At 63.8% G+C, this 17,142-nt stretch carries 19 protein-coding genes and 2 pseudogenes; 10 read left to right on the forward strand and 11 right to left on the reverse strand.

Translation table 11 applies throughout. From position 1 onward, the window contains the following. Window positions 1-9: 9 nt before the first annotated feature. Window positions 10-627 (reverse strand): DJ-1/PfpI family protein, encoded by a 618-nt coding sequence (locus VAR608DRAFT_RS13940; RefSeq protein WP_088954596.1) that lies wholly within the window; start codon window positions 625-627, stop codon window positions 10-12. Window positions 628-713: 86 nt separating this feature from the next. Between VAR608DRAFT_RS13940 and VAR608DRAFT_RS13945 the strand changes: the two genes are divergently transcribed. Further along, window positions 714-2,045 (forward strand): aminotransferase-like domain-containing protein, encoded by a 1,332-nt coding sequence (locus tag VAR608DRAFT_RS13945; RefSeq protein WP_088954597.1) that lies wholly within the window; start codon window positions 714-716, stop codon window positions 2,043-2,045. A 243-nt stretch (window positions 2,046-2,288) separates the two neighbouring features. Here VAR608DRAFT_RS13945 and ltrA read toward each other — a convergent pair whose 3' ends face one another. Together ltrA and VAR608DRAFT_RS13960 are read right to left on the reverse strand one after the other, a co-directional pair. After that, entirely contained in the window at window positions 2,289-3,665 is a 1,377-nt protein-coding gene (ltrA, locus tag VAR608DRAFT_RS13950) for a group II intron reverse transcriptase/maturase (protein WP_088954598.1), read from the reverse strand. 428 nt (window positions 3,666-4,093) lie between these two features. Further along, on the reverse strand, window positions 4,094-4,489 hold the full coding sequence (locus tag VAR608DRAFT_RS13960; RefSeq protein WP_088954599.1) for a helicase SNF2: 396 nt from the start codon (window positions 4,487-4,489) through the stop codon (window positions 4,094-4,096). 313 nt (window positions 4,490-4,802) lie between these two features. On the opposite strand from VAR608DRAFT_RS13960, the gene VAR608DRAFT_RS13965 reads away from it, so the two are divergent. From VAR608DRAFT_RS13965 to VAR608DRAFT_RS13990, 6 genes are all read left to right on the forward strand, one after another. Then, window positions 4,803-5,093 carry a hypothetical protein gene (locus VAR608DRAFT_RS13965; RefSeq protein ID WP_088954600.1) on the forward strand — a complete coding sequence of 97 codons (291 nt, stop codon included), beginning with the start codon at window positions 4,803-4,805 and terminating at the stop codon, window positions 5,091-5,093. Between the two features lie 46 nt (window positions 5,094-5,139). Further along, window positions 5,140-5,895, forward strand: a complete 756-nt coding sequence (locus VAR608DRAFT_RS13970) for a TolC family protein (RefSeq protein WP_157730937.1) — start codon at window positions 5,140-5,142, stop codon at window positions 5,893-5,895. Window positions 5,896-5,976: 81 nt separating this feature from the next. Then, entirely contained in the window at window positions 5,977-6,933 is a 957-nt protein-coding gene (locus VAR608DRAFT_RS13975; protein ID WP_088954602.1) for a GlxA family transcriptional regulator, read from the forward strand. A 116-nt stretch (window positions 6,934-7,049) separates the two neighbouring features. Further along, window positions 7,050-7,883 (forward strand): SDR family NAD(P)-dependent oxidoreductase, encoded by an 834-nt coding sequence (locus VAR608DRAFT_RS13980; RefSeq protein ID WP_088954603.1) that lies wholly within the window; start codon window positions 7,050-7,052, stop codon window positions 7,881-7,883. Window positions 7,884-8,007: 124 nt separating this feature from the next. Continuing rightward, window positions 8,008-9,045, forward strand: a complete 1,038-nt coding sequence (locus tag VAR608DRAFT_RS13985; RefSeq protein ID WP_088954604.1) for an alpha/beta fold hydrolase — start codon at window positions 8,008-8,010, stop codon at window positions 9,043-9,045. A gap of 173 nt (window positions 9,046-9,218) precedes the next feature. Continuing rightward, window positions 9,219-9,881, forward strand: a complete 663-nt coding sequence (locus VAR608DRAFT_RS13990) for a hypothetical protein (RefSeq protein ID WP_197700524.1) — start codon at window positions 9,219-9,221, stop codon at window positions 9,879-9,881. On the opposite strand, the pseudogene VAR608DRAFT_RS13995 reads toward VAR608DRAFT_RS13990, so the two are convergent. The 7 genes and pseudogenes from VAR608DRAFT_RS13995 to VAR608DRAFT_RS37605 all read right to left on the reverse strand — a co-directional run. Further along, window positions 9,868-10,967 (reverse strand): annotated as a pseudogene (locus tag VAR608DRAFT_RS13995) (xanthine dehydrogenase family protein molybdopterin-binding subunit); the annotation flags it as partial. The gene VAR608DRAFT_RS13990 and the pseudogene VAR608DRAFT_RS13995 sit on opposite strands and share 14 nt — an antisense overlap. 135 nt (window positions 10,968-11,102) lie before the next feature. Beyond that, a pseudogene (locus VAR608DRAFT_RS14000) lies at window positions 11,103-11,282 on the reverse strand (2Fe-2S iron-sulfur cluster-binding protein); the annotation flags it as partial. Window positions 11,283-11,462: 180 nt separating this feature from the next. Further along, window positions 11,463-12,788 carry an epoxide hydrolase family protein gene (locus VAR608DRAFT_RS14005; protein WP_088954605.1) on the reverse strand — a complete coding sequence of 442 codons (1,326 nt, stop codon included), beginning with the start codon at window positions 12,786-12,788 and terminating at the stop codon, window positions 11,463-11,465. A 47-nt stretch (window positions 12,789-12,835) separates the two neighbouring features. Further along, entirely contained in the window at window positions 12,836-13,642 is an 807-nt protein-coding gene (locus VAR608DRAFT_RS14010; RefSeq protein WP_088954606.1) for an alpha/beta fold hydrolase, read from the reverse strand. A gap of 38 nt (window positions 13,643-13,680) precedes the next feature. Beyond that, window positions 13,681-14,097: an organic hydroperoxide resistance protein gene (locus VAR608DRAFT_RS14015; RefSeq protein ID WP_269458565.1), complete on the reverse strand. Its 417-nt coding sequence runs from the start codon at window positions 14,095-14,097 to the stop codon at window positions 13,681-13,683. A 5-nt stretch (window positions 14,098-14,102) separates the two neighbouring features. Next, a complete protein-coding gene (locus VAR608DRAFT_RS37600) occupies window positions 14,103-14,555 on the reverse strand; it encodes a hypothetical protein (RefSeq protein ID WP_197700526.1) in 453 nt (150 codons plus the stop codon). After that, entirely contained in the window at window positions 14,542-14,772 is a 231-nt protein-coding gene (locus VAR608DRAFT_RS37605; RefSeq protein WP_197700527.1) for a hypothetical protein, read from the reverse strand. Before VAR608DRAFT_RS37605 ends, VAR608DRAFT_RS37600 begins: the two co-directional genes overlap by 14 nt. Window positions 14,773-14,875: 103 nt before the next feature. Between VAR608DRAFT_RS37605 and VAR608DRAFT_RS38270 the strand changes: the two genes are divergently transcribed. Beyond that, window positions 14,876-15,007 carry a hypothetical protein gene (locus VAR608DRAFT_RS38270; protein ID WP_269458553.1) on the forward strand — a complete coding sequence of 44 codons (132 nt, stop codon included), beginning with the start codon at window positions 14,876-14,878 and terminating at the stop codon, window positions 15,005-15,007. Window positions 15,008-15,066: 59 nt separating this feature from the next. On the opposite strand, the gene VAR608DRAFT_RS38370 is transcribed toward VAR608DRAFT_RS38270, so the two are convergent. Continuing rightward, the gene (locus VAR608DRAFT_RS38370; RefSeq protein WP_331713033.1) at window positions 15,067-15,321 is read right to left on the reverse strand and encodes a hypothetical protein; all 255 of its coding nucleotides are present in this window, start codon (window positions 15,319-15,321) and stop codon (window positions 15,067-15,069) included. Window positions 15,322-15,796: 475 nt separating this feature from the next. On the opposite strand from VAR608DRAFT_RS38370, the gene VAR608DRAFT_RS14030 reads away from it, so the two are divergent. Continuing rightward, on the forward strand, window positions 15,797-16,174 hold the full coding sequence (locus VAR608DRAFT_RS14030; protein ID WP_088954607.1) for a helicase SNF2: 378 nt from the start codon (window positions 15,797-15,799) through the stop codon (window positions 16,172-16,174). Window positions 16,175-16,533: 359 nt separating this feature from the next. Next, window positions 16,534-17,001 (forward strand): MarR family winged helix-turn-helix transcriptional regulator, encoded by a 468-nt coding sequence (locus VAR608DRAFT_RS14035; protein ID WP_088954608.1) that lies wholly within the window; start codon window positions 16,534-16,536, stop codon window positions 16,999-17,001. Window positions 17,002-17,142: the final 141 nt, after the last annotated feature.

A 17,142-nucleotide genomic window follows, 5' to 3' on the forward strand; every position in this document is an offset into this window, starting at 1 on the left:
GCGGCGGCCTCAGGCCGTCGCAAAGACCCCCTCGAGGTAGGGCGCGATGTTCCGCAAGGCGCGAGAAACGTACTCGTCCTTCTCTCCCACAGGAGCGACGTAGTGCATCGCGCTTTTCGCCGCCTCGATGCCCTCCAGCCGAGCAATCATCCACGCGGCCAGATACTGAGACGCCAGGCAGCCGCCCGCCGTGGCGACGTTGCCTTTGGCGACGAAGGGCTGGTTCAGCACACAGACGCCGGCCTCCTCGACCCAAGGCTTCGTGATCAGATCCGTGCAGGCGGGCACGCCGTCGAGCAGCCCGAGCTTGGCAAGAACGAGCGTGCCGGAGCATTGCGCACCGAGCAGCTGCCGGGACGGGTCGAGCCGCAGTCGGGCCATCAGCGCCGGGTCGGCGAACACCTCGCGCGTTTGCCTGCCGCTGCCGACGATGACGGCATCGGCGGCGCTGGCTTCTTCCAGGCTGGCCTGGGCTTCGAGCACCACCCCGTTCATCGACCGCACGCGCGCCGTCGGGCTGGCGATCGACACCCGCCAATCCGCCTTCTTGATGCGATGGAGGATGCCGAGCGCAATGAGCGAGTCGAGCTCGTTGAAGCCTTCGAAGGTGAGGATGGCGATGTGCATGGTGGGTCTCTTGCAATGCGTCGTGGCGACAAGTCATCGTAGGCAAGCGACTCCATACAATCAAATAATTGTCATGGATACATTGCATGGCCCACGCCCGCTACAAGCAACTGGTCGACCGGCTCGCGGATGACATCCGTTCGGGCCGGCTGCGTCCTGGGACGCTGCTTCCGACGCACCGCAAGCTCGCCGCACGGGAAGGCATCGCACTGGTCACGGCCACGCGCGTCTATGCGGAGTTGCAAGCGATGGGCCTGGTCAGCGGCGAGACCGGCCGCGGCACATTCGTCAAGGAGCCTCTCCCGCGCGGGCAAGGGACCGACATGCATGCCATGAGCGCGGACATGGTGGATCTGAGCTTCAACTATCCGTCTTTGCCGGGCCAGGCCGACCTGCTCAGGGCGGCCCTGCGCCAGCTTGCCGCAACCGGGGATCTTGAGGCCTTGCTGCGATACCAGCCTCACGGCGGTCGCGCGCATGAGCGGGCGATCGTCGCGCGTCACTTGGCCCGCCAGGGTCTCCCGGCCTCTGCCGAAACGGTGCTGCTGGTGAGCGGGGCGCTGCACGGGCTGGCAACGACTGCGATGGGCCTGCTCGAGCCTGGTGATGTGGTCGCTGCAGATGCACTGACCTATCCGGGGTTCAAGCTGGTTGCCGAAACCCAGCGCCTGGAGCTCGTGCCGATTCCGTCCGCGGGCCAGGGCCCCGATCTGGACGCATTGGCGGCCTTGTGCAGGCGGCGGCGGGTGCGCGCCGTCTACACCATGCCGACGCTGCACAACCCGCTCGGCTGGGTCATAAGCGCGACGAGGCGCCGGGACCTCGTCGCCATCGCCAGGCGGCATGGACTGATCCTGATCGAGGATGCGGCCTATGCCTTCCTGGCCGAGCGCGCGCCGCCGCCGTTGGCGGCACTCGCGCCAGAGACGACGGTCCATGTATCCGGCTTGTCGAAGAGCGTCGCGACCGGTCTGCGCGTGGGCTTCGTCTGCGCGCCGGACCCATGGATCGCCAAGCTCGAACGGGTCATCCGCGCGACCACCTGGAACACCCCGGCGACCATGACGGCGATCGCCTGCGGATGGCTGGAGGATGGAACGGCGGCCCGCCTCGAAAAGGAGAAGCGACGCGATGCCGCACGACGCCAGCGCCTCGCTGCGGACGTCCTCGGCGGCCTGAAAACGATCGGCCACCCCAATTCGTACTTCCTCTGGCTCCCGCTGGCGCCCGAGGTCCGCGCAGATGCCATTGCGATGGCATTGAGCCGCGAAAGGATTTCCGTATCGACTGCCGAGCCTTTCTCGACCTCGGCCCAGGTGCCCCACGCCCTTCGATTGGCGCTCGGCTCGGTCGACTTGACGCGGCTCGAGCGGTCCCTGGAGACGGTCGCCCGCGTCGTCGCGGACCAGACCTGCTGAGCGCCGCGACAGCGCTGCAAAAAATAGCTTTCCCCTGCCCATTCGGTGAGCATCGCAAGGAAAGCCAATCAGGAAGCGGCTCCGGCGAGATGCTCATCGGGTTATCCACAGAGTCATGCACCGGCGAAGGGGAAAAAGGGGGCTTGACTGATCAAAATCGGGATAGGGGCCGGTCACGAAGACCGGACCCCTCCCACACCACCCGGCATGCGGGTCCGCACCGGGCGGTTCGAGAAGTTGAGGTCAGCATAGCCGGGGAATGCCGAAGTTGTCGAAGTACGCGTTGGTCAGCACCCGATTGACGAGGTTGGCGCTGCAATACCACCAGCGACGGGCGTGGGCAGCCACTTGCGCGGCCAGATCGACAGAAGCGCCCAAGGCGCGAAGTTCCCGGAATACGGTCGTTCCACGGCACCAGAACTTCAACTGGATCGCTCTGAGCCGATGGCGCAGCCAACTGTCCAGTTCGCGGAACGTGCTGGGCGTCTGCGTCAACCGGAAGTAGGCCTTCCAGCCGGGCATGAATGCCTGCAAGTCCTTGGCGATCTGATCAAAGCTGCGGCCGGTCTGCCGCCGGGTGAGGCAACTCACCCGCTGACGGTAGCGCTGTAGCGCTGCCGCCGCCACATCCCTATGGACTTTGCCTGTGGTCTTCGAGAGCCAGAAGCAGTAGCCCAGAAACTTGCGTTTCCAAACCAGCGCCACTGCCGTCTTGGCCTCGTTGACCGACAGGCGCAGTTTCGCGTAGCAGCGCCGCAGTCCTGCCAGCACCCGCTTACCCGCCGCGATGCTCTTGACGTAGACATTGCAGTCGTCGGCATAGCGCACGAAGTTGTGCCCCCTGCGTTCGAGTTCGCGGTCCACTTCGTCGAGCATCACGTTGGCCAGCAGAGGCGACAGAGGCCCGCCTTGCGGCGTGCCCTCGTGGCGCTCCAGTTGAAGCCCGCCGTCCATGATCCCGGCCTGAAGATATTTGCGGATCAGCCACAGCACCGCCTTGTCGGCGATGCGTCGGGCCAGTCGCTCCATCAGGATGTCGTGGTTCACGCGGTCGAAGAATTTCTCTAGGTCCACGTCCACCACTACCGTGCATCCCTGCTGGACATAGCTGTGCGCCAGCAATACGGCCCCGTGCGCGCTGCGCCCGGGCCGGAACCCGAAGCTGTGCTCGCTGAATGTAGGGTCGATCACCGGTTGCAACACTTGCAGCAGGGCCTGCTGGATCAGTCGATCAACAACCGTAGGGATACCCAACTCCCTGTACTCACCGCCCAGTTTCGGAATCTGCACGCGGCGCACCGGACTGGGCCGGTACGTTCCAAGCAGAAGACTTTGCCGGATGTCAGGCCAGTGGCGCTTGAGGTACCCCTCGGTCTGCTCTACCGTGCGCCCATCGACGCCGGCGCTTCCCTTGTTGGCTTTGACGCGTTTCCACGCCGCCGCCATGTTGCGCTTCGCCAGCGCCTGCCCAAGCAGGTCCTCTGGCCCCCAGTGCGTTTGTTCATCCCGCGCCGGTCGCGATTCATCACGTGCGGGCTCACACCGGGCTTCACCCTGTGCGCGGCCTACGCGCCCCGCTGAACCAGCGGGCTTCTGATGCGATTCACTTCCGAGCGACATGTCTCGTCACTGTCCTTCTCGTTTGGCCCTTCGTCAGGTCGCCCCGACTACTACGACCGCTGCTGACTTCTCGCTCCGGACAAGCCCGTCGCCCTTTCAGGCATAAGGCGAGATCTCCCCAGGTAAGAACGCGATCCTTCACCGCACAGTCGCCCCATTTACGCCACCTCGCCTTGACCACAAGAGCTTCGCAGCCTTTTGCCTGCTCGCCCTGCTCGGCAGCGCCTCAGATGAGGTTCGTGTACCTCGACTCACGGTTTACGCTCCACGCTTCCTTTCCACGCTCGGTCGCCCTCACGCAGTTGCGCTTCGCTTGCCTCACTGTGGTCAGCTCGGCCGGGGACTTCCACCCCGAAGATCGCGCCCATGCTGGGCGCACAAAAGAAGCCGGGACATGCCCGGCTCCCTGTATCGAAACGACGCACTGCTCACAGCGGAAGCCGCTGGCCGTGGGCTGCTGCATAGGCCTGCGAACGCACTGCAGTGCGATCGACGATGCCGGACGACACCGAAGCCACGCCTTGTCCGAAGCCTTCCGCATACGGGTTCGCGCTGTGCGCGGCGGCGACTGCCTCGTTGCGCACCGTGACGCGGGGGGCCGATGCGGTCTGCAGCGGTGCGACGCGCGAAGAGACGGCTTCGTCATACGGGTTGTCGCTGTGCGCGGCGTCGACGGCCCCTGCACGCACTTCGGCACGGCTGTTGGCCGACACGAGCGGGTGCACGCCCTCATAGGTTTCGGCTTGCGCACCGGCGGCAGCCAGGAGCGCGACGGCGGCGGCGGCGGCGGCGGCGGCGGCGGCAATGATCTTCGAGGTCTTCATTTCAGTTCCTTCAGGGGTTGAGTGTTTTGAACCGGTCTCGCTTTGAAGTCGTCGTCCCGATGGACTGCCGCTCTTTCGATGCCTGTTCACGCAGATCAGTCGATGGCTGTTCTGTGAAGCGAAGTTTGCTCCAAAACGCTAGGTAGAAACCCTATGCAAACTGAACTAACGTGTTGGCAGGAACGAAACAATCGCCGCGCATGCGCGCGCATTCGATTGTTGTCATCCGACCAAAAGCGCTTTGGCATTCGCGCCCTTTTTCTGACGCGCTCCGACGCCTAGAGTGATTCACATGCAATGACGGAGGCCCGCGATGAACACCCGGAACGAAAGCGCCAGTTCACAGACCGCGAAGCGCCATGCGACGCTTCGGGAATGGCTCATTGCCGTGGCAAACGCACTGGTGGTGGCCGCAGGTATCTGTAGCGCGTACTCCCTCGCGGTGAGCCGCTACGAGTCGATGGGCAGCGAGATGCCGACCCGCGTCGCGCTGTACAAGGCCGATGCAGCGGCCGGCGACGCCCGGGCCTGCCTGCAAAGCCTGGCGGGCACGCCGGCGCAGCCGGTCAACCGCGTCGCCCTGTCGCCGATCAGATCGGATTGACCGGGAAAGGAGCCGCCAGCGCCGTATCCGGATGGTCGGCGAGTGGGTGGTCGTGCTTCAGGCGGACCAGGTGCGCGCGACGATGCCGGTCCTCAACGCGCAGAAGCGAGTGGCGCTGTACCGGCTGGCGGTGCTGACCGGACGTGCGCCCGAAGATTTCCCGCGCGCCGTCCAGTCCTGCGAAGAGGAGCCGCACCTGACACGGCCCATCCCGATCGGCGATGGCGCCAGCCTTCTGCGTCGCCGGCCGGACATCCGGCGCAGCGAATTCGAACAGCATTCGGCCACCGCCCGCATCGGCGTCGCCACGGCCGACCTCTACCCGAAGATCACGCTGGGCGCATCGATTGGCTCGGTCGGGCTCAACAAGAATTTCCTCGATCCCGACACCTTGAAGTTCTCGCTCGGGCCGCTGATCAGCTTGCAGTTTCCCGACCGGTCCCGCATCCAGGCCCGCATTCGCGCAGCCGACGCCGAACAGCAGATCGCCTTCGCCCACTTCGACGGCACCGTGCTGAATGCGCTGAAGGAAACAGAGAGCGCATTGGAGACCTATGCCCGCGGTCTCGAGCGGCGCGCGCTGCTCGAAGCGGCCCGCGAGAAGGCAAGCCGTGCGGTGCAAGACACGCAACAGCTCTTCGCGCTCGGCAGGCAAGGCTTTATGCCGGTGCTGGATGCGACACGCACGCTCACGGTCGTGGAGCAGTCCGTGGCCGCAGCCGACAGTAAGCTGGCGTCGGATCAGGTGAATGTGTTTCTTGCGCTCGGGGGTGGCTGGGAAGAAGACACGCGCCCTCGTTGACTGGAATGGCCAGTGATTGACTCGTAAAGGGCCGCGGCGTAGTCTTTCTTCAAGACACCATTTCCCTCCTTTCAAGTCATCATGAAATCCGTCGCCATCCTCGTCTTTCCCGGCTTCCAGATCCTGGACCTGGCCGCCATCGCCGCCTTCGAACTCGCAAACGCAAGCCTGGAGCGGCCGTTCTACAAGGTCGAGTTGCTCTCGGTCGACGGAGGCATGGTCCCCAGTTCATCGGGCGTGTGCGTCGCGTCGAAGCGACTCAGCACAACGATGTTTGACACGCTCGTGATGACCGGGTCATTGACGATCGGGCCGACACCGGAAAGGCTGTGTCGCTACCTGCGCTCGCGCAAGCGCAGCGCGCGCCGCATCGCCAGCATCTGTACGGGCGCATTCGGCCTGGCCGACGCCGGCATCCTCGACGGCCGCATGGTCACCACCCACTGGGCGTTTGCCAACGAACTGCAGAAGCGTCATCCGCTGGTCAAGCTGATGCCTGACCGCATCTTCATTCACGACGGACAGGTATGGACTTCGGCGGGAATGACCGCGGGCATCGACCTGATGCTCGCGCTCGTGGAAGACGATCTTGGCGTCGACGTCGCGCGCTTGGTGGCAAAGAAGATGGTGGTGTACCACCGGCGCGCAGGCGGACAGTCGCAGTTCTCCGCGCTGCTCGAACTGGAGCCGAAGTCCGATCGCATCCAGCAAACGCTGGCACATGCACGGGCGAATCTGCGCGACCCGCTGTCGGTCGAGGATCTGGCCGAAGTCGCCCATCTCAGCCCGCGCCAATTCAGCCGGGCCTTCAAGTCAGAGACCGGGCAATCGCCCGCACATGCCATCGAGAACCTGCGCGTGGAAGCAGCCCGCGAAATGATCGATGCCGGCAATCTGGCATTGAGTGTCATCGCAGAGGAATCGGGTTTCGGCGATCCCGAACGGATGCGCCGCGCCTTCCTTCGTTCGTTGGGCCATCCGCCGCAAAGCATGCGCAGGATGGCCAGGCAGAACGCTGCTGTGCAACCCGGAGCCTGAATGCCGCGCGTCCGTACCGTGGTGGCATAAAAGGTTGCTTATTCGACATTTACGCCATCGCGCGTTCGGCGGACACTTTCCTCTTCATACACCGCCAGTAGCGAAAGGAAAATGTCATGACTCACAAGCAGAACCCAGGCACCGCACTCATCACGGGCGCGTCCTCCGGCATCGGTGCCGTCTACGCCGACCGGTTGGCCCGACGCGGATTCAACCTGATCCTGGTGGCGCGCAGCGGCGATCGACTGCGTGCCCTGGCCGATCGTCTTGTCGAATCGACGGGACGCCGCGTCGACACGCTCGTGGCCGATCTCTCGGACTCGCAAGACCTTGCGCGCGTCGAGGCAACGCTCAGCAGCCGCGAGGACATCACCATGCTGGTGAACAACGCTGGCTTCGGCGCGACCGCGCCGCTGCTGTCCTCAGACATCAAGAAGATGGAGGAAATGATCACCCTGAACGTCGTCGCACTCACCCGCCTCGCCTATGCGGCAGCGCCTGCCTTTGTCAGTCGCGGCGCAGGCACGATCATCAACATTGCATCCGTCGTCGCGATCTCTCCTGAGACGCTCAATGGCGTCTACGGCGGCTCCAAGGCCTATGTCCTCGCCTTCAGCCAGTCGCTGCAACACGAGCTGTCCGACAAGGGCGTGCGCGTGCAGGCGGTCCTTCCAGGAGCCACTGCGACAGAGTTCTGGACCGTCGCCGGCCTGCCGGTCGAGCATTTGCCGAAAGAGATCGGCGTCATGAGCGCCGACGACATGGTCGATGCGGCACTGGCTGGCCTGGACCAGGGCGAAGAGGTCACCATTCCTGCCCTTCCCGACCGGGCGGAATGGGATGCGTACGACGGCGCGCGCCGCGCGATGTCGGGCAGGCTTTCGAACGTCGTCGCAGCGCCGCGCTACGGCATCAGTCGCCTGCGCGCCGCGGCAGTCGAGCCTCTCTGAATTTCCACTTCGACGAGATCAGCAAGCGTGGCCACTTCGTGGCCCGGGAAGAGCCGGAGCTCTTTGCCGCGATGCGGGCTACGTTCAGGCCGCTGCGCTGATCCCGAGATCCGAGGACTTTTCCATGTCACACACCCAGTCCCTGCCCAGACGGTCATTCCTGGGCGCCACGGCCGTCGGCATCGTGGCCACCCGGTTCGCCGCCGGAACCGCTTTCGCTAACGGCGCGGATTCGCCGACCACCCGCGATGCATCCCCCGCGAAGCGCCTTCAGCCGCTGAAGAACATCGACGCCGGGGCACTCAATGTGGAGTACTTCGAACTCGGCCCCGCCGATGGAGCGCCGGTGATCTTGCTGCACGGCTGGCCCTATGACATCCACACGTATGCCGACGTCGCGCCGTTGCTGGCCGCAGCCGGCCATCGGGTGATCGTTCCGCATCTGCGCGGGTACGGTGGAACCCGGTTCCTTTCGGACAAGACGCCTCGCAACGGTCAGCAGAGTGTTCTCGCCGTCGACTTCATCGCCCTGATGGATGCACTGGGCATCGAGACGGCAACGGTTGCAGGCTGCGACTGGGGGGCGCGGACAGCGTGCATCATGGCGGCGCTGTGGCCGAAGCGCGTGAATGCGCTGGTCTCCGTCAGCGGCTATCTGATCGGCAGCCAGGAGATCGGCAAGGTCCCTCTGCCGCCACAGGCCGAATCGCAGTGGTGGTACCAGTACTACTTCGCCACCGAACGCGGTCGTCTCGGGTACGAGAAGAATCGCAAGGAGTTCGCCAAGCTGATCTGGCAAACCGCGTCACCGAAATGGGCCTTCGATCCCGCGACATTCGAACGCAGCGCGGCCGCCCTCGACAACCCGGATCACGTGCGCATCGTGATCGACAACTATCGCTGGCGGATTGGCTTGGCGGAGGGCGAAGCGAAGTATCGCGATCTCGAAGCGCGGCTGGCGCAGGCCCCGCTGATCGGTGTACCCACCATCACGCTTGAAGGAGACGCCAACGGTGCACCACATCCCGAACCGAGCGCCTACGCGAAGAAGTTCTCGGGACCCTACGAGCACCGGCTCGTGAGTGGCGGCATCGGACACAACCTTCCTCAGGAGGCGCCCGAAGCCTTCGCGGCCGCTGTCGTCGATGTGACGCGTCTTTGATATTCCTCATCCGATCAAGGAACCAGCGATGAACAAGCTCCTGTCAGATGCCATGAAAGCCCACGGCGGACTCGACCGCTGGCACCGTTTCAACAGCGTCCAGGCCACGATCGTGAGTGGCGGGCAGCTGTTCATCCGCAAGGGGATGCCCCCGGGACCCTACGCCGCGCGAAATGACGGTCTCGTTGCACGAGCAACAGGCATCCCTCTCGCCCTTCGGGGCGCCGGACCAGCGGACGAGATTCACAGCCAATCGCGTCGCCATCGAAAAGCTGGACGGCACCGTGGTCGCCGAGCGTAGCGACCCGCGGGCATCCTTCGCCGGCCACGAACTGGCGACCCCCTGGGATCCGTTGCAGCGCGCCTACTTCAACGGCTACGCCCAGTGGATCTATCTCACTTTGCCGTTCGCCCTCGCGATGCCGGGCTTCGTCATCGAAGACATCGAACCGTGGCAGGAAGGCAAGGAGACATGGCGCGGATTGCGAGCAACCTTTCCTGCCAGCATCGCCAGTCACAGCACGAAGCAGGAGTTCTATTTCGGAGATGACGGTTTGCTGCGGCGACATGATTACCCCGTCGATGTGGCCGGCGGGTTTGCCGCGGCACAGTACGTCGACGAGGTGCAGGAATTCGACGGTCTCAAGTTCCCCACGCGGCGGCGTGCTTACATGAGAGACGCCCAGGGCCGACCGGTGCTCGACGCAGAGATGGTGTTCATCAGTTCATCAATATCAGCAACATCCGCCTCAGTTGATTCGGGCGCGCGCGGCCGCTCGACGCTCTGGGACACAGCGGCCCGGCGCCTGGGCCAATTCCGCGCTACGCCGCCTTGAGCTGATCCGGATCCACGGGCAGCTTGCGCACGCGCTTGCCTGTCGCGGCGAAGATCGCGTTGGTCAACGCTGGCGCCAGGCAGGACGTCCCGGGTTCGCCCATGCCGCCAAGTGCCTCCGTGCTCGCGACGATGTGGATCTCGATCTGCGGCGCCTCGTTGATGCGCAGCACGCGCACGTCATGGAAATTCGACTGCTCGATGCGGCCGTTCTTCAACGTGGCCTGGCCGTAGAGAGCGCCGGAAATGCCGAAGATCACCGCACTCTGGATCTGCGCGCGCACGGTGTCCGGATTCACGATCACGCCCGTGTCGAGTGCGCAGACGACACGCCGCACCGCGACGCTGCCGTCCGGGGCCACCTCCACTTCGGCCACCTGCGTCATGTAGGTTCCGAACGCGAATTGCAACGACAACCCGCGGCCTTGGCGCTCGCCCATCGCGCGGCCCCATTGGGCCTTCTCGGCCGCCACTTGCAACACAGCGCGGGCTTGCGGGTTTTCCTGAAGGAGTGCGAGGCGGTATTTCAACGAGTCGGTCTTCGCAGCGGCGGCCAACTCATCGACAAAGCTCTCGACGACGAAGATGTTGTGGGTCGGTCCGACGCCACGCCAGAACGCAGTGGGAATCGGCGGCTCGTGATCCACATACTCGATCAGCACGTTCGACAACGCGTAGGGCGGATTCACTGCACCATCGACCGTTTCGGGGTCGAATCCGTTCTGGTACATCGGAGGAGCCCACCGCTTGAGAATCGACGAGCCGGTGATGCGATGCTTCCAGGCCACGGGCCTGCCGTCGGAGCCCAGGCCGGCACTGACCCTGTCACAGAAGTAAGGGCGGTACATGTCGTGCTGGACGTCTTCCTCACGGGTCCAGATCACCTTGACCGGGCCGTCGACCTTCTGGGCGATCTGTACCGCGCGCGTCACGCTGTCTACCTCCAGGCGTCGCCCGAAGCCTCCACCCAGAAGCTGGTTGTGCACCGTGACCTTGTCGAGCGGGAGGCCCGTCACTGAGCCGCGGCGGCCTGCGCACGCGTCAGCACCTGGCTGCCGACCCACACTTCGCAGGCGTCCTTGCGCAGGCCACAGACAGGAAATCGCGCCGCGACAGGTCTGTGCGGGCGTCGTTCATCAGACGATCGAAGATCCTTTCAGCTGGCCTTCGCGTTCGTGGAAAGCGCGAGCGCCGCCTGCTCTATGCCTGCGCGAATACGCAGGTCGATGGTGTTCACGTTCGCGTCGGCCACCGCTTGCAGCGGTGTGATGCACGACCGCGTGGCCACACCGTTGACATGCACGGTGCAAGCGCCCCACAAACCCAGCCCGCATCCGAACTTCGTGCCTGTCAACCCGAGTACGTCGCGCAACACCCAGAGCACGGCAGTGTCTTCATCCACCCGTGGCCTCCACCGGCCTGTTCGTTCCGTTGACCTTCATATGCCCGCTTCCCCTTGTCATGGCGGGAGAGCGCCCGCCCGTCGTCCGATCCGGAGCGACGGGACGCGGCAAGAAGGTAGCACCGAGGCCGGACGGCGGCTAGGACAATAAGACCTCGTTTTCGGTCAGCCGTGCAGGCCTCAAGCGCGCAACGATTTGAACCCCGCGCGCAGCTCTGTCGCGAAGACCTCCGGTTGTTCCCACGCTGCGAAGTGCCCTCCCTTGTCGCGCCTGCCGTAGTGGACCAACTTGGGATACGCCCGCTCCGTCCAACTGCGCGGTGCCGTGTAGATCTCGTCAGGGAAGGCGCTGACCGCAACCGGCAGGGCGACACCCTTGGGCGCGAAGAAAGCCAGCTTGCTTTCCCAGTAAAGGCGAGCCGAGGAAACGCCCGTTTTCGTCAGCCAGTACAGCGTGATGTTGTCGAGAATGTCGTTTCGCGTCAGGCCTTCGGACTTGCCCGCGAAGACGCGCGAGATGAGCGCGTAGCTACGCGCGTCGTGATCGAGCATCCAGGCCGCGAGTCCGATCGGCGAGTCCTCGATCCCGTAGAGCGTCTGGGGACGCTTGCTCATCTCCAGGGCATAGGACAGACCGTTCTTGTAGAAGAAGTCGAGCTGGCCGTATGCGTACTCCTCTTCCGCCGAAAGCCCTGCCGGTTGCGCACCGCCTGCCTGCAGCGCACTCGCAATGTCATCAGGGATCGTGGCAGGCATGTTGGTGTGAATGCCGACCAGGCCCGGAGGCGTCAGCAGCGCCATCTGCTCGGTGACCGCATTGCCCCAATCGCCGCCCTGCGCGACATAGCGCGAGTAGCCCAGGCGCTTCATCAGCACAGCCCAGGCACGGGCGATGCGGATGGGGTCCCAGCCGAGCATGGTGGGCTTTCCCGAAAAGCCATGGCCGGGCAGCGAAGGAATCACGACGTCGAAAGCATCCGATGCGGCCCCGCCGTGGGCCGTCGGGTTGGTCAGCGGATCGATGATCTTCATCTGCTCGACGATCGAACCCGGCCACCCGTGCGTGACGATCACCGGCAGTGCATTGGGATGCTTTGAACGAACGTGGATGAAGTGGATGTCCACGCCGTCGATCGTCGTCATGAATTGAGGCAACCCGTTCAGCCTCGTCTCGAACTTGCGCCAGTCGTAGTCCGTCTGCCAGGTGCGCGCCAGTTCGCGCATCGTTGCGAGTTGCACGCCTTGCGATGCATCCGTCACCAATTCGCGCGAAGGCCATCGGGTCGCGGCGATGCGCCGGTGCAGGTCTGCCAGCTCGCTCTGGGGCACATGGACGGCAAACGGACGGATCCGGGCATCGTCGCGTGGCAGGTCCGCAGCGACAAGGTCGCTGCGGACATCGGCAAGAGCGAACACCGGCTGGGTGGCAAGAAGCGCTGCAGCCGAACCGCCTAGAAAGTGGCGTCGGGACAGCGGCGAGGGCTTTGGATTCTCGAGGGAGCTCATGTGAATGGCCTTTCAATCGGAGATGAACTGTGAAGCCGAAGCGGCGCTCAATCGGCGGCCGCTTCTTCGATCAGCGCGGCGACATCGTCGGCATGCGATGCCAGCACGGCGTGCGACGCGCCCTGAACCACAACGGTGTGCTTCGAGCCCGCGCGTTGCGCCATGAACGCGAGCAGCGGCGGCGCGATGGCCTTGTCGGCCGTGCCGTAGATGAACCTGGAGGGCACTTCCTTCCACGCAGGGGCACCCGCCTTCTCGGTGAACGCAGCCTCGGCGACGGGTCTTTGCGTGGCCGCGAGGAGAGCTGCGACGATTTCGGGAACGTCGCCCGCAACCTGCTCGCGGTACTTGGCTTGCTCGACGTAAAGGTCCTTGCCACCGCTGGGCAAGGCCACCGGCACCAGCGCCGAGCCCAACGTGCTGCCAGGGAACCGTGCCCCCAGTTCACCGAGCGCCTCGCCGCTGTCTGGCGCGAACGCGGCCACGAACACGAGGCTCTTGACGTTGGGCTTGCCCTCGGCGGCGTTCGAGATCACGGCGCCGCCGTACGAGTGGCCCACCATCACGACAGGACCGGGGATGGTATCCACCAGATTGGCAACATAGGCTGAATCGCTACGCAGTCCGCGCAAGGGATTGGCCACTGCAACCACGGGGTAGCCCTTCGCGAGAAGGCGCTCGATGACGGATTCCCAACTCAGGGACTCGGCGAAAGCGCCGTGAACGAGGACGATGGTCGGCTTGCCCGAGGGCGAAGCGGCTTGCGCTTGCGTTTGAAGCAGAGCGGCGCAGACGACCAGAAGCGCGAGAAAGGCGTTCTGGAGGGTTCGGAGCGTAGTCTTGGTCGTGGTCATGACGTTCTTCCTGTCGGTCAATGGAGTCATCCAGCGGCTCAGATGACGTTGAAGGCCACGTCGATGTTTCCGCGGGTCGCTCTCGAGTACGGGCAGGTCTGGTGTGCCTCGCGGACCAGGGCCTCGACAAGCGCGCGATCCAGCCCCGGCACATGGACGTTGAGTCGCGCCCGCAGCGAAAAGATGTTGTCCGTGAGGCCCAGGTCCACTTCGGCGTCGACGGCCGCATCGGCGGGCAAGGAGATGTTTCTCGCCTTTGCCGCCAGGCCCAGGGCGCCGATGAAGCAGGCCGACCATCCGACGGCGAACAGCTGCTCCGGGTTCGTGCCCGGCCTGTTGCTGCCTGGGCTGCTCAGCTTCACATTGAGTGCGCCATCGCTGGACTTTCCAGCGCCATCGCGTCCACCAGTGGTGTGGGTCTTGGCGGTGTACAAAACCTTGTCGATTTCATTGATCATGATCATTCCTTCAAGATGGTTTGGAGATTGGGAAAAAAGAGCCGCAGCGATTCGCACTTGGTTAGCTTCGACGGAAACGCGGTCGAAGCGATGAAGCCGTCGAGCCGCCAAGCATTCGCATTGGAAAGATAAGCGTCTTCGCGGCTTCTTAAATGCCGTATTTCCCTCTTATTCAGACATCGTGTCGCTGGAGGTTCAGGACCCCTTGGACAGACTGCGGCTTTACCGTGGCAGCGGGCGCGTGCCGGCTTTCGATGGCCTTGATGGTGTTGGCGAACGCCTTCTTCAGAACGCTTGCCGATGGTCCCGAGCACAAAGCCGAGCACCCATCCCTTGATGTTCTTGCCTTCGCGCACCACGACGGCGTCCACGGTGGTCGTTCCATCGGGCATCCGCGTGCAGGTGTAGGCATGACTCGACCGACCTCCCCACACATTGGAGTCAATGGTGGTCATGACGACGCGGAGCGGGTCGGACCAATCGTAGGCGCTCCCAGATGCCGCTTGAGCCTCCCGTGACATCGGCCTCGGTCGGGCCGCGGCGATGCACCTTGAGGTACTCGTCGGCGCTGTTGCCAAAGAGCTTCGAGCGACCGGGCCCGAAGTCCGTGAGCGCGGCGACAAACTCCTCGGGCGTCGAAGTGGTCGCATAGACGAAGTGAATCGTAGACATGGAGTGCCCTCACGCTCGGGCATCGGCGGTGGTGAACGACACCAATGCCTACCTCGCCGATTGCGGTTAGGGGCTCCGGATCATCCAGGCCCCCACATATGGCGTGGGGCCGGCGCTCGGCGATGGTGGCCCAGTCACGCTGTTCGAGGATTGCACGATCGACAACATCCCGGTCAGCGTGATCTATCTGCCGAACCGCCATCTCAGCGCCAAGGTGCGGGTGTTCATCGACTGATCGTCGAGCTGTTCGAGTCGAAGGCCACCAGTTCCTCGGGCCGGCCCGACATGGGTCCGCTAAGAGGAAGTTCGGCGCGTCGCCATCAGCTTGGCAGTCGATACCTGGACGACGTCGCCGCGCCGGGTGACGGTCTTGGAGCGCAGCACGACCCCGCCCCGTTCAGGCCTCGAGCGCGATGGGATCAGTTCGAGGACCTCGCTCTCGACATGCAGCACATCACCGGGCCGCGTCGACGCCTTCCACTCGACAACGCCGCCGGCGCCAACGATGCCGTTGGCGAGGTGAGGCTCGCCGGCCACGAACAGCCGCATCGTGATCGCGGCGGTATGCCAGCCACTGGCTGTTAGGCTGCCGAAGAAGGTGTCGCGCGCCGCATCGTCGTCGAGATGAATAGGCTGGCGTCGAACTCCCTCGCGAATCGATTGATGTCCTCGGTCTTCACTTCGTAGCTGCTGGTCTTGAACGTATCGCCGACCTTCAGATCGTCGAGTAGAGCGGGGACTGGGCCATGACTTGCTCCTCGTTGAGTCGGCGCCCAATGAGGCGCTGTCGTAACCAGGTGGGAATCACACTCCATCCATTGCTGGCATCAGCCCCCCAGCGGACGTCAGCCACCGGCATTCTGGAAGGGCCGGCTTGATAAATGATCCGTTACAAACGGTCGCGCATTTTCTGCTTGACATCGACCAACTGGGGGGCCATCATTCGTTCCATCGGATCCGATGTAATCGCATTCGATGCACAAGACCCTCCTTGACATCATCCAGCCCCTTGAAGGAAATTGAAATGAAGACCTCGAAGTTCATCGCTGCCGCCGCTCTCTCGCTCGTAGGCATCGTCGGCGCTCAGGCGGAAACCTACGAAGGCGTGCAAGCGCCTGTGTCAGCCAACCATCGCGTCGACGTCCGTGCCCAGGCTGTCATCGCAGCGCACAGCGAGAACCCGTACGCCGATGCCGTCTCCTCGCGCGTTACGCCCCGGTTGGTCGCATCGACCGATCGCCTTGGGGTGCGCTCCGAGGCAGTGGTAAGCGCCCACAGCGCGAACCCCTACGCGGAAGGCTACGGCCAGGGCGTCGCTTCCACGTCCGTTGGCGTCGTGGATCGCGCCGCGGTTCGAGCGCAAGCCTTCGCCGCTGCGCATGGTGATCAGCTCCCGCTGTAAGCACTTGACAGATCGCCTTCCAGTGTCATCGTACTCGGATGCGATACAAACGCATCCGAGTAATCTTCCAGCCCCTTGCAGTTGTCGTGGCGTCGGCAGCCTGCGCGGCATTACCGTCTTGGTTGAAACCATTGCCGCAAGCCTTACGCTGCGGAGAACGATGCGGGCACCGCTGAGGTGATGACCGGGATGGAGAAGGACATCCGCATCTCTCATTCCCAGGCCGGATTCCTGACGACAGCACCTCCGGATCGCCGCGAAGCCCGGAACACCACCTGATTTTAGATCCATCGCGATACGATCGTATGCGACCTATAATCGATCATGCACGGAATCGATCCCTGGCAAAGAGGACACAAATGAAATCCACCGACAAAGCAGCTCCCGCGAGGCGGAATCTTTCGGAATTTCTGTGTTTTGCAGTCTATTCTGCGAACCTGGCCTTCGGCAAGGCGTACAAGCCGATCCTCGATCAGCTGGGGCTTACCTATACGCAATACATCACCATCATTGCGCTATCAGAGGAAGACGACCAGACAGTCGGCCAATTGGGCGAGAAACTGTTTCTCGAATCGAACACGCTCACGCCGATCCTGAAGAAGCTCGAAGCCATGGGCTATCTGGAGAGGCAGCGCGATCCCGAGGACGAGCGCCAAGTACGGGTCAGTCTGACGAAGGATGGTCGACAACTTCGCGAACGATTTCTGAAAATCAGTCTTGTCGGCGCCACTGGCCTGGGTCCGGACGAATTTGCGCAAATACAGAAAGCGATCGTGGCGCTGCGCAGCAATCTCATCGAGTCCCAGTCCGCGAATGGCAAGAAATAGGCCCTTACCCGGCCTGCCCCGATCGACTGTTGCGAAGACCCCGGGCGAGAGCAAACCGGTTGACCCAGCTTGAGCCAACCTTGCGGCGATATACGGCTAGGGCGGAAGCGCGTGGACAGTCCACCAATCCCGTTCGAACGA

Source organism: Variovorax sp. HW608 (assembly GCF_900090195.1).
In the GTDB taxonomy this organism is placed as follows: Bacteria; Pseudomonadota; Gammaproteobacteria; order Burkholderiales; family Burkholderiaceae_C; genus Variovorax.